Origin of the sequence: uncultured Thalassospira sp. (assembly GCF_963976115.1) — a bacterium.
Classification (GTDB): Bacteria; Pseudomonadota; Alphaproteobacteria; order Rhodospirillales; family Thalassospiraceae; genus Thalassospira.
Window position 1 is genome coordinate 137,259 of sequence record NZ_CAXBJJ010000006.1, and the last position, 12,145, is coordinate 149,403.

12 protein-coding genes are annotated in these 12,145 nt (G+C 54.5%); 3 read left to right on the top strand and 9 right to left on the bottom strand.

What is annotated here, in order from left to right; translation table 11 throughout:
* Nucleotides 1–19 precede the first annotated feature (19 nt).
* Nucleotides 20–1,021, bottom strand: a complete 1,002-nt coding sequence (locus AAC086_RS09125) for a LysR family transcriptional regulator (RefSeq protein WP_339777970.1) — start codon at nt 1,019–1,021, stop codon at nt 20–22.
* A 171-nt stretch (nt 1,022–1,192) separates the two neighbouring features.
* Between AAC086_RS09125 and AAC086_RS09130 the strand changes: the two genes are divergently transcribed.
* Together AAC086_RS09130 and AAC086_RS09135 are read left to right on the top strand one after the other, a co-directional pair.
* Nucleotides 1,193–2,158 carry a glutathione S-transferase family protein gene (locus AAC086_RS09130; protein ID WP_339777972.1) on the top strand — a complete coding sequence of 322 codons (966 nt, stop codon included), beginning with the start codon at nt 1,193–1,195 and terminating at the stop codon, nt 2,156–2,158.
* 89 nt (nt 2,159–2,247) lie between these two features.
* A complete protein-coding gene (locus tag AAC086_RS09135; protein ID WP_339777974.1) occupies nt 2,248–2,994 on the top strand; it encodes a class I SAM-dependent methyltransferase in 747 nt (248 codons plus the stop codon).
* 86 nt (nt 2,995–3,080) lie between these two features.
* Here AAC086_RS09135 and AAC086_RS09140 read toward each other — a convergent pair whose 3' ends face one another.
* The 8 genes from AAC086_RS09140 to AAC086_RS09175 form a co-directional block, all read right to left on the bottom strand.
* Nucleotides 3,081–3,584 carry a F0F1 ATP synthase subunit B gene (locus AAC086_RS09140; RefSeq protein ID WP_339777976.1) on the bottom strand — a complete coding sequence of 168 codons (504 nt, stop codon included), beginning with the start codon at nt 3,582–3,584 and terminating at the stop codon, nt 3,081–3,083.
* 5 nt (nt 3,585–3,589) lie between these two features.
* A complete protein-coding gene (locus AAC086_RS09145) occupies nt 3,590–4,075 on the bottom strand; it encodes a hypothetical protein (protein WP_339777978.1) in 486 nt (161 codons plus the stop codon).
* Nucleotides 4,076–4,150: 75 nt separating this feature from the next.
* The gene (locus AAC086_RS09150; protein WP_073953291.1) at nt 4,151–4,375 is read right to left on the bottom strand and encodes an ATP synthase subunit C family protein; all 225 of its coding nucleotides are present in this window, start codon (nt 4,373–4,375) and stop codon (nt 4,151–4,153) included.
* 62 nt (nt 4,376–4,437) lie between these two features.
* Nucleotides 4,438–5,160, bottom strand: a complete 723-nt coding sequence (locus AAC086_RS09155) for a F0F1 ATP synthase subunit A (protein WP_339777986.1) — start codon at nt 5,158–5,160, stop codon at nt 4,438–4,440.
* A gap of 33 nt (nt 5,161–5,193) precedes the next feature.
* Nucleotides 5,194–5,550, bottom strand: coding sequence for an AtpZ/AtpI family protein (locus tag AAC086_RS09160; protein WP_339777989.1), 357 nt, complete (start codon nt 5,548–5,550; stop codon nt 5,194–5,196).
* A gap of 294 nt (nt 5,551–5,844) precedes the next feature.
* Nucleotides 5,845–9,378, bottom strand: a complete 3,534-nt coding sequence (gene smc, locus AAC086_RS09165) for a chromosome segregation protein SMC (protein ID WP_339777992.1) — start codon at nt 9,376–9,378, stop codon at nt 5,845–5,847.
* A 79-nt stretch (nt 9,379–9,457) separates the two neighbouring features.
* Nucleotides 9,458–10,054, bottom strand: coding sequence for a DsbA family protein (locus AAC086_RS09170; RefSeq protein WP_339777995.1), 597 nt, complete (start codon nt 10,052–10,054; stop codon nt 9,458–9,460).
* A gap of 236 nt (nt 10,055–10,290) precedes the next feature.
* Nucleotides 10,291–10,890, bottom strand: a complete 600-nt coding sequence (locus AAC086_RS09175; RefSeq protein WP_339777998.1) for a DciA family protein — start codon at nt 10,888–10,890, stop codon at nt 10,291–10,293.
* A 139-nt stretch (nt 10,891–11,029) separates the two neighbouring features.
* On the opposite strand from AAC086_RS09175, the gene mutY reads away from it, so the two are divergent.
* Nucleotides 11,030–12,100 carry an A/G-specific adenine glycosylase gene (gene mutY / locus AAC086_RS09180; RefSeq protein ID WP_339778001.1) on the top strand — a complete coding sequence of 357 codons (1,071 nt, stop codon included), beginning with the start codon at nt 11,030–11,032 and terminating at the stop codon, nt 12,098–12,100.
* The last annotated feature ends 45 nt before the right edge of the window (nt 12,101–12,145 follow it).

The window sequence follows — 12,145 nt, forward strand, 5'->3', positions numbered from 1 at the left end:
GGAAAAGTGCTTTAAATGTTCAGGTGCGCGTCGCTTGTGCGTCCGATGGCATGCTGTCTGAAACAGCTTCATTAACACCGATACGTTTGATCTTGCCACAGGGTCCGCGCATGTCGATGGCCAACCCGTTATCAAACCGTTCCACCAGAAAATCGATAAACAGGCGCACCTTGGTCGGCAGATGGCGGCGTTCCGGGTAAACCGCGTAAATACCACCCCCCAGCCGGGTCGAATAATCCGTCAGGATTGGCACCAGCTCGCCGCTATGCATGGCATTGGCAATGATAAATTCCGGCTCGCCTGCAATGCCCAGACCGCGCCGGGCCGCCGTTGCGGTAAATTCACCATTGTTGCACCACAAAACCGGGTTCACCCGCACACTGGTATGGCCATCCGGGCCATCAAAATCCCAGATATTGGGATTGGGCGTATTGGTATAGGCAATCACGTCATGGTCGCTTAAATCGGCGGGATGTTTGGGGGTGCCGTGTTTTTTAAGATAATCGGGCGACGCCACCAGTTGGCCGTGAAAATCGGCCAGTTTGCGGGCGATCATGCTCGAATCGCGCAGGCGCGTAATGCGTATCGCCATGTCAAACCCTTCCGCCACCAGGTCAACCATATGGTCGGCCAGATGAATATCAACCTTCAACCCCGGATAAAGCTGCATAAAATCGGCGATCACGTTGGGTAAAAACTGCTGCCCGAATGTTAAAGGTGCCGAAATGCGCAATATCCCACGCGGCGTGCCGCGCAAATCGGTCAGGGCGTGTTCCGCTGTTTCAATTTCTTCGACCACCCGGGCGCAATGCTGATAAAATGTAGACCCGGCATCGGTCAGGCTTAGTCGCCGGGTTGTGCGGTTCAACAGGCGAATGCCAAGGCTGTCTTCAAGTTTGGTAACATGTTTGCTAACGGCGGATTTGGACATGCCCAGCTTGCGTGCCGCCCCGGAAAAGCTCTGTTCTTCCACCACCCGGGCGAAAACCGTCATGCCATCAAGATTACCAATAAGCATCATATCATCCTTGCTGTACCGCCTGCATTGCACCGACTGTTGCGCATTTGGAAACAAATTAATGTCACATCACCCCATTGTCTTCAACTTGGAAAACGTCAAAATGAGGACAACAGATATGGGAATTTTGAAGGTCTGCTATCTAAATAGCGGACCAAGACAAAGGAAGCAGAAATGGGATTGTTGATAGACGGCGTCTGGAAAGACCAATGGTATGACACCAAATCCACCGGCGGCAAATTCAAACGCCAGGACAGTGCCTTTCGCCATCAGATTTCAGCCGATAGCAACAGTCCGTTTCCGGCTGAAAAAGGGCGCTATCATTTGTATGTGTCCTATGCCTGCCCGTGGGCGCATCGCGCCCTGATCTTTCGCAGCCTGAAAGGGCTGGAAGACATGATATCGGTTTCGGTGGTGCATTGGCGCATGTTGGAAAACGGTTGGGAATTTTCGCCCGAAGATGGCCTTGGCGATGACATTGGCAATCGCGATTTTATGCATCAGGTCTATAAAGATGCCGACCGGAAATATACCGGGCGGGTGACGGTGCCGGTCCTGTGGGACAAAAAAACCGGCCGCATCGTCAATAACGAATCGTCCGAAATCATCCGTATGCTCAATACCGCCTTTGACGGGCTGGGTGCCAAACCGGGCAACTATTACCCGGAACATCTGCGCGCTGAAATTGATGCGGTTAACGAACGGGTTTATCACGACGTTAACAACGGCGTTTACAAATCGGGCTTTGCCACAGCACAGGACGCCTATGAAACAGCCGTCACAACTCTGTTTTCGACGCTGGACTGGCTCGAAAACCGCCTTGATCAGCACCGCTTTCTGATTGGCAATGAATTGACCGAAGCCGACTGGCGGCTCTTTACAACCCTGGTCCGCTTTGACTCTGTTTATCACGGCCATTTCAAATGTAATATCCGCATGTTGAAAGACTATCCCAATTTATGGGCCTATACCCGCGACCTGTATCAGCATCCCGGTATCGCCCAAACGGTGCATTTCGATCATATCAAAGGCCATTATTACGAAAGCCACACCATGATCAATCCAACAGGGATCGTCCCGCTTGGCCCTGATCTGGATTTTAAGGCCCTGCACGACCGCGCAGAACGATTCCAGGGCTAAGCCCCGCTTTATCCCCTGTCTGCCAACTTGCACCTTGCCATTAAACAGGTCACAAAGATTGCGTCCTGACCTGTTTAATGGTGCTGCCAATGCCTTCGATCCAGAATATCTACGATGATCCGACCTTCCACAAAGGGTATCGCGCGCTGCGCCAAACCGGCAGCGGTTTAAATGATGTTCTGGAACAACCGGCGCTGCGCAGCATGTTGCCCGAAAGCCTTGCCGGGCTGGATATTCTAGACCTTGGCTGCGGCTTTGGTGATTTTGCCCGTTATACCCGGAGCCAAAAGGCCGCATCCGTCGTCGGGATGGATGTTTCGGCCAAAATGTTAGCATCGGCACGCCAGATGACAAACGATAACGGCATTACATTCGAGCAAGGCGCAATTGAAAACCTTACGGCAACGTCCTTTGCCAAAAGGTCGTTTGATCTGATCGTATCCTCGTTGGCGCTACATTATGTGGCCGACTACCCCGTTGCCATTGCCAATATTGCCCGTCTGTTAAAGCCCGGCGGCAGATTGGTGATCTCTGTCGAACATCCGATATGCACCGCGCTGGCCGCTCAGCAATGGCAACAGGATGCCGCAGGCAATGACCTGTTCTGGCCGATTGACAATTACCGCGATGAAGGCCCCAGGCACACCAGCTGGTTTGTTGATGACGTGATCAAATATCACAGAACCGTCGAAACCTATGTGAATGGCCTTCTTGATACCGGGTTACGGTTAACCCGTCTTCTCGAACCCGAACCGGTGACAGTGGGCAGCAATACCAAATGGGACAACCATCGTCGCCGACCGCCCTTTTTACTTTTGGCCGCCCAAAAACAATGACAGACGATGGTAAATGGTCGCCAAAACGAAAAAACCCCCTTGGCGTGTGTGCCGAGGGGGTTTTTACTTTTAAAATGCGAACCTGATTAATTCAGGCGGCCTTTGATTTCAGAAATCGCGCTATCAACCAGTTCGTCAGCCTTCGCACCGGTAACCTTTTCGGTCACCATTGCAAGGGTTGCCTGAGTGGCAATTTCAGCCACATGAGCCCGAACTTCCGCAACAGCCTGGGCTTCCAGGTTGCCAATGCGGTCCAGGGCCTGCTGTTCACGACGCTTAAGCGACGCTTCAAGTTCGGCCTTGGCGTTTACCAGCATGCGGTCGGCTTCAGCCTTGGCATGGGCACGAATTTCATCAGCCTCTTTCAGTGCTTCGCGCTGCTTGGCCTGATATTTGGCCAGAAGCTCCTGAGCTTCTTCACGCAGGCGTTGCGCTTCGTCAAGTTCGTTGGAAATCTTGCCAGCACGTTTATCAAGTGCTGCCGAGATCCCCTTTACAACCTTGAAGCCGCCAAAAATGACAACAACCAGGAAAGCAAGGGTGACCCAGGTTTCCGGATTGGTGAAGAAACTACCGTGTTCTGCTTCCATGGTGTTTATTCTCCAATCACTGCCGCAACTGCATTTTCAGCAGTTTTGGACTGAACCTTGACGCCGATCAGTTTTGCGGTTGCGTCGCGGGCAATATCGGCCGCGGCTTCAGACACACCACTGAGCGCGGTTGTCTTGGCTTGTGCAATCCGCTTTTCGGCTGCAGATGTCTTTTCAGACAGCTTCCTGGCCATTGCTTCGGTTTCGACAGCCTGCTGTGCAGTTGCCTTCTCCGATGCTTCGCGAATATCGGCATGAGCGGCATCCCGGGCTTCTGCCAGGGCTGCTTCGTACCGTGCGATGGCGGCATCGGTTTCGTCTTTCAACGCCCGTGCCTTGCCAAGATTGTCTTCGATAGTCTTGTGACGGCGTTCAAGAACGTCACCAACTTTCGGCAGGGCAATTTTCGACATCAAAAAATAAAGGACGGCGAAAACAACAACCAGCCAGAAAATCTGGGACGGGAACGACGAAATATCAAACTGCGGCATAGCCTACTCCCGAATTCAACGACACCGGCGAGAGTTCACCCTCGCCGGGCCGAGTATTCGCGCAACGGGCGCCGATTAGCCGAACAGAACGATCAGCGCAACGACGAGTGCGAACAGTGCAATAGCTTCGGTAACGGCAAAGCCGATCCAGCCATAAAGTTCAACATCGGCTTTGGCAGCCGGGTTACGACCGACAGTTGCGATCAGGCTTGACCAAATGTTACCCACCCCGATACCGGCACCAATCATACCAATAGCAGCCAGGCCAGCACCGATCATCTTTGCAGCATCGAGTTCCATAACTTCACCCTTTCGAAATTTCTTACAGGCAATAAGAAAAGATCACACCAGTCCACAGCACATCAGTGCATATGGATCGCATCATGGAGATAGATGCAGGTGAGAATTGTGTAAACATAGGCCTGAAGCGCGGCAATGCCGAACTCCAGAACGGTAATCCCCGTCAGCATTGCGAAAGGAAGCACGCCGAAAATGCCGATGAGTCCGACGAATCCGCCAATCACTTTCAGCATGATATGGCCGACCGTCATATTTGCGAATAGTCGGATAGCCAGGCTGAACGGACGAGAGAAATAGGAAATGATTTCGATCGGGATCAAAATGATCGCGGTTGCTATCGGGGCACCTTCCGGGAAGAACATACGCAGATAATGCGTTCCGTGGCGCGCAAAACCGATAATCGTCACACCGACAAAAATCACCAGAGCCATCGCAAACGTTACGATAATGTGGCTCGTAAAGGCAAAACCGTGCGGGATCATCCCTAAAAGGTTCCCGAACAGCACAAACATGAAAAGCGTGAAAACAAACGGGAAATACTTGCGCCCGGCAGTTCCCACATTATCTTTGAGCATGTTGGCGACGAATTCATACATCACCTCGGCTGCACCCTGCCAACGTCCCGGCACCAGTGCGCCACGACGCATGCTAAGCGTCATGAACGCCGTTACGAGAACGGCTGCGATCACCATCCAAAGGGCGGAATTGGTGAAGGATACATCAAATCCACCTACCGAAAGATCGGCCAACGGCTTGATTTTAAACTGCTCTAGCGGTCCAGCCACCGTAATCCTCGCTCAATCTTGTCAGGCCAAGGATTATTCCTTGTCCCCCTGCTTGGGCTTTCCCATCGCACGTCCAAGTCCAATGGCACTATCATACCCTTTGGCTGCGCGATAGGCGTTAAGTCCCCCGGCACCTGCCCCAAGAATGACAAAAAGGACAAGCAACAAAGGCATCGTATTAAAAAACCGGTCCAGTCCCCAACCAATTAACAACCCGACAACGACAGCAGCGATCATTTCCGCTGATATCCGCATGCCAAGCGCCATGCCCGCCGATGAACTTTTCCGGCCCCCCGAAACCGGGCCTTGCTTTTCTTCGCGCCGCCCGACAACGGCTGTTAATTTGCGATCCAGTTCAGCTAACGAGGCGCGATCTTTTTCTTCGCTCATCGTAACAAACTCCGCGCTAACAGCCTTGTTGGCAACACAAGGAAAGGCGCGGGCAACATACTTAGCCCCCCATAGGCTGTCAAGCCGTAAAACCCGGATGGTTGCCGCATGGAAAACCTCATTTAACAAATTGAAAAATAACAATTTTTACCGAAATACCACACTAAAAGCCCCTCAGGTGTGTTCGGGATCACTCCTGTTAAACCCATGCCCGGAAACAACCGCCACCCCGCACAACCGGCGGTTTCCCTAGGTTCCACGACAGAAAATGCCACATTTGGACACGCATTCGCCCTAGCTGGTTAAATTAAGCTCATGCTGTTCTTTTTGCGAATAAACTTCTGCCTGACGCAAATCAACCGACACCAGCGACGATACACCACGTTCTGCCATGGTAACACCGAACAAGCGATTCATCCGTGCCATCGTCATACGATGATGGGTAATCACCATGAATCGCGTATTGGCATGACGGCCAATGGCCTCAAGCAACCGGCAAAAGCGGTCAACGTTGGCATCGTCAAGCGGGGCATCCACTTCGTCGAGCACGCAAATCGGGGCCGGGTTGGTCATAAACACAGCAAATAGCAGGGCCATCGCGGTCAGGGCCTGCTCGCCACCAGATAGCAATGACAGGTGCTGCAGTTTTTTGCCCGGCGGAGATGCCATAATTTCCAACCCGGCATTTAGCGGGTCATCGGCATCGGTCAGCATCAGATGGGCATGGCCACCGCCAAACAGCCGGACAAACAACTGCTGGAAGTGCTTGTCGACCTCCTCAAACGCCTTGTTAAGGCGCTGGCGGGCTTCGCGGTTAAGCTGGTTAATGCCATTGCGCAACTTATCGATGGCGGCCAGCAAATCGTCACGTTCGGTCGCCAGGGTGTTTTTCTGTTCTTCCATCTCGGCCAGTTCGACCTCGGCGCGCAAATTAACCGCCCCAAGGTTTTCGCGTTCGCGCGACTGGCGGCCAAGGCGGGCTTCAATATCGTTTTCGGCGGGCAATGCGTCGTTCTGGTCCAACATGGCCAGGTCTGCCAACTGGTCTGGCGTGGCATTCACCCGTTCGCGAATCCGTTCGATCAAATCGCGGCGATATTGTTCGGCCTGCTCTAGCAAAGCCTCGCACCGCACCCGGCCTTCGCGGGCATCGGCCAGTTTTTGTTCGGCATCCTTCAAGTCCTGATCGGCCTCGCGCTGGGCGGTTTCGGCATTGACCAGCGCATCGGCGCTGTCCTTGCGAGTTTGTTCCGCCATGGCGATGCGATCGCTTAGAATGGCACGGCGTTCCTCGATCTCGTCGGGGCGCAGTTCCAGCTCTTCCAGCTCCATCTGCGCTTCTTCCTGGCGTTCGCGCAATTGGGCCACGCGATCACCCGCCCCTGCGGCACGTTCGTTCCAGGTGGCAATTTCATTTTCAACAAATTCCAGGCGTTTGCGCCGCCCCGACATATCGCGCTGCATCCGCTCAAGCTGGCTGCGCGCCTCCATCTGGTCGGCCCGCGCATCAGAAAGATCGGCGCGCTTTTCATTTAGTGCTGCCTTGATTTCGATCAGGCCTTCGCTGCTTTCCTGCGGTGTTGCGGCAAGTTTTTCCTGCTCGGCAATCAGTTCATCGAGGTCCTGGCGGGTGCGGTTAACCACCTCTTCGGCAGTTTGCAGTCGGCCTTCAATGGCGCTGGCATCGCGTTTGATATTGGCAATTTCCTCGCGCGCGCGCGAAAGCTGGCTATCGGCTTCGCGCGCCGCACGGTGGGCTTCCTGTTCAGCATTGCGGGCTTCGGTAATCTGGTCGTTCAGGCGTTCCACATTGTCACGCGCCGTTTCGGCCCGTTCCGTGCTTTCTGCCACAACATCGTCCATTTCGTCGCGTTCGGCGCGCAATTCTGCCAGCCGGTTCCGCTGGCGCAACCGGGCCGCAGCAGGCAGTTCTGCCCCGGCCAAAATACGATAGCCATCCCAGCGCCATAACGCCCCTTCGCGCGACACCAACCGCTGCCCGGTTTGCAAATCCCTGGACAGCCAGTTGCCGGTCGCATCGTCCTCGACCACGCCGATTTGCCATAAACGCCGGTTCAACACTGCCGGTGCCTGAACAAACCGGGCCAACGCCAGCACATTGTCGGGCAAGGCAGGATCATCGGTTGATGGGTCCACCCCGGCCCAATGGGTAGGGGATTGAATGGCGTCAGGCGCATCCAGGTCTTCACCAAGGGCGGCGGCCATCGCCAGTTCCAACCCGCCCTGCACCGTGATCTGTTCGATCATGGGGGTATATTCGTCGTCACCGCTGGACTTAACCAGACTTTCAAGACCGTCGATTTCGGCAATCAGGCGGGTTTTGCGGGCTTCGACATCGCGCTGGGCATCACGGGCATCGTTTTCGGCAATTTTGGCGGCATCTTCACGATCACGAAGTTCGGCCAGGCGCATTTCGGCATCTTCAATCGCCATTTTGCGCTGCTCGACCGTTTCTTCGCACGCTTCCAACGCCATTTCCGCATCTTCAAGGGCATCGCTAAAATCGGCCTCAACCCGGATATCATCTAGTTTCGCCACCGCCTCGTCATAACGATCTGTCAGGCGAATACGGCGCGCGCCCAGTTCTGACAGGCGCTGCTGCACCGATTTTAACCGGGCATCTTCGGCGGCGGCACGGGTTGTCAGTTCGTCAACTGTGGCTTCAAGCTCTTCAACCTGCAGCGCTTTTTGTGCAGCGCGTTCGCGGGCATCATCAAGCTCGTCATCCTCGCCACCCTGGGCATCCCGAAGCTCATGACGCTCATATTTCAGCTTGTCCAACGCCCCCTGGGCATCATTGGCCAGTTCCGCCTCGCGTGCCAGATCGGCGTTAATTTGCTGAACCCGGGCGCGTAGTTGCGCCATCTGGGTTTCAATTTGCTGCTTGTCTTTATCTAACCCTTCACGCTCGATCACCAGACGCTGCAAGGCGGCACTGGCTTCGGCTTCCTGTTTGCGCAAATCGGGCAGACTGGCGGCAATATGGGCTTGCCGGGTGGTTGCACGGGTGACTTCGGCGGTTAAATCGCGCACGGCCGATTCGCCGGCCACCAGCAATTCACGGGCTTCATTCTGGCGTTTTGCCGCTTCCTGCCAGCGAATATGAAACAGCAAGGCCTCGGTCTGGCGAATGCTTTCGCTTAGCTTGCGATAGCGTTGTGCCTGCCGGGCCTGTTTTTGCAGCGATGAAATCTGGCTCTCGAGCGTGACGAGAACATCTTCGAGACGTTCAAGGTTCTGATCGGCACTTTTTAACCGCAACTCGGCCTCGTGGCGGCGCGAATGCAGGCCGGTAATCCCGGCGGCCTCTTCTAGCACCAACCGGCGTTGCGATGGTTTGGCCCCGATCAGCGCGCCAATTTTGCCCTGCGATACCATGGCATTGGACCGCGCACCGGTTGCGGCATCGGCAAACAGCAATTGCACATCACGCGCGCGCACATCCTTGCCATTTACCTTGTAATTAGACCCGCCACCGCGTTCGATACGGCGCACGACCTCAAGTTCTTCATGATCATTAAACATCGCCGGGGCACGACGTTCGGCGTTATCAAGCACCACGGCCACTTCGGCCACATTGCGCGCCGGTCGGGTCGACGTGCCACCAAAAATAACGTCGGACATATCTGATCCGCGCATTTGCTTGGCCGATGTTTCGCCCATCACCCAGCGCAGGGCTTCAACCAGATTGGATTTGCCACAACCATTCGGGCCGACAACACCTGTCAGCCCGTCTTCAACCCGTAATTCGGTTGAATCAACGAAGGATTTAAACCCCGTCAGTCGCAGCGACTTGAATTGGACCAATCAGTTCCCCCGGCCGATAAAGGCCCGTGTGTTTTACCGGCGCATTCCATAACGCGCCGGTAAATCATGTTTCAATCGTTTAGTTGGTCAGATCGTCAACCTTGTCGGCAAAGAATTCCAGATCCTTTTCGCCGGCATAGGTTTTTCCGTCGATCAGAAAGGTCGGCGTCGAATTGACATTGTATTTCTGTTCGGCTTCCAGGCGCGCACCAACGATGCCGTTCATCAACGTTTCATCGGCCAGACATGTGTCAACCATCTCGCCATCCATACCGGCAAAACGGGCAACCTGCTTGATGCCTTCAATCGGATCTTTGCTCCGTGCCCAGGTCATCTGCGATTTAAACAGCAATTCCAGAACCCCGAAATAACGATCATCGCCCGCGCATTGCGCGACGGCCGATGCGCGCAATGCAACCCCGTCTAACGGGTAATCGCGATAAATCCATTTTACTTTGCCGGTATCGATCAGTTCTTTTTTGACCTCGGGAAATACCTCGTTGGCAAACCGTGCGCAGTGCGGGCAAGTGAAAGATGCATATTCAACAATCGTCACCGGCGCATCTTCTGCACCCATTACATGTTCTTTATATTCGGTGGCTTGCGCCCCCTGAGCAGTCAGTGCTGCCAGAGAAACACCAACCACGGCAACAAGGTATTTAAACGGCTTAAGCAAGGAAACCTCCGTTAAAACAAACTTTTGCGATTACAAGCCGGTTGCACGCGCCAAGTCAACACAGCCGCGAAAACTGCCATTGATCCAACGAGTCGCAAACATCACCCGCAAATGGGGCAAATCCGTGTTTATCCTTTGTCGGACAATGATTCGACAAAGGCAGATACCGGATGCATACCGCACACATATCACCGCCAGTCAAATTCAACCATAAACACGCACCCTTGCGCTTCTGATCATTTTTTTCCGGCACCACTGACATGACGACCCAAACGCAATAGCACTTCCCGCAGGGCCGGGTCTTCGATTTCATTGATCACTTTTTCGCTATCCTGGCGAATTGGGCCTTCAGGCACATGAACCGGACGGCGAATACGGGCTTCGGGGCGAGAAATTTCGCCCTGCATCATCTTGATGCGCTCTACCGCACGATAGCCAAAATAGGTATTCACCCGATCAATGATTTGCGGCATGCGATGCTGCAGCTCCAGGGCCATTGGCCCCGAGACCCGCACAATCAGGGTGCCCCCGCCCGCATTTTCACCACGCGGCTGGCTGTAGCGCACCGGTGCAGTGCAATCTTCCAGGGCCGGACCAACAATTTCGCCCCAGTGCAATAAAATCTCGGCCTGAAAAAAGCCGCGCTTGCGCACCAATGGACGGGTCAGGTTCGAAACAATCGGCGCCACATTGCGCAGGCCCGCACGACGGTCGGTATTGCCCATCGGGGTAATTTTCTGGCGTTTCTTAACCGCATTTTTGGCACCAACACGGTTCCCACCCTGATCCAGGCCAGATGCGCGAAACGTATCACCGGTATCTTTTCTATTGGTCATGGCAATATCTTTATCTCTTGCTCAGGGCTTTTTCTCTTGCTCAGGGCTGTTTTTTCTTGCTCAGGGCTGTTTATCCCCTAGGGTCGCATCAAATTTGTCACCGCTTTCGCCATCCCGCACACCATATCACGGAAACGCCGTGCATTTCACTGATCAAGACATCAACACCCTGCGTCGCACCATGCTTGAATGGTATGATCGCCATCATCGTACCCTGCCCTGGCGGTCAGAACCGGGCGATTTGCCCAATCCATATCACGTATGGCTTTCCGAAATCATGTTACAGCAAACCACGGTCATTACCGTAGGGCCTTATTTTGCTGCCTTTCTGGCGCGCTGGCCCACCGTCACCGATCTGGCCAATGCCGATTTGGACGAAGTTTTGCACGCATGGCAAGGATTGGGCTATTACGCACGCGCACGCAATTTGCACAAATGCGCCAAAGTGGTTGCCGACGCCTATGCTGGCCAGTTCCCCGATACCGAAGACGGTTTGTTAAAATTGCCCGGGATTGGCCCCTATACCGCCGCAGCGGTATCGGCCATTGCCTTTAACCGCCCGTCCAGCCCGGTGGATGGCAATATCGAACGGGTGATTTCACGGCTGTTTGCGCTTGAAACACCGCTGCCCGACGTCAAACCGGAAATAAAAGAAAAAACCGCCACCCTGACACCACCAGACCGCCCCGGCGATTACGCCCAGGCCTTGATGGATCTTGGCGCGACCATTTGCACCCCGCGCAACCCCGCCTGTGGCATTTGCCCATGGCAGGCATTTTGCGAAGGGCGTAAAACCGGCATTGCCCCGGATCTTCCGAAAAAACGCAAAAAACCGGCCAAACCCACCCGGGTTGGCTATGCCTTTTGGATCCAGCGCGACGATGGTCAAATCCTGATCCGCCGCCGCCCGGAAACCGGTTTGCTAGGCGGGCTTTATGAAGTTCCCGGCAGTGAATGGCGCGCCATCGAGGCCCCGGATGCCATTATGCGCGACGAAGCCCCGCTTAAAACGGACTGGCGCGAACTTGGCGGCACCGTTGGGCATACATTTACCCATTTCCATCTTGATATCACCATTCTGGCAACCCGGTTTAACAACGATACGGCAATTGAACCAAAGGGCATCTGGACGACAATTGACGGCCTGGCGGATTTTGCCCTGCCAACAGTCATGAAAAAAGTTGTCCGTCACGCGTTGAAACATCTGTGACAAGCGATCAAATACGCCAACCGGCGTTTGACCCGCTTCATCGCA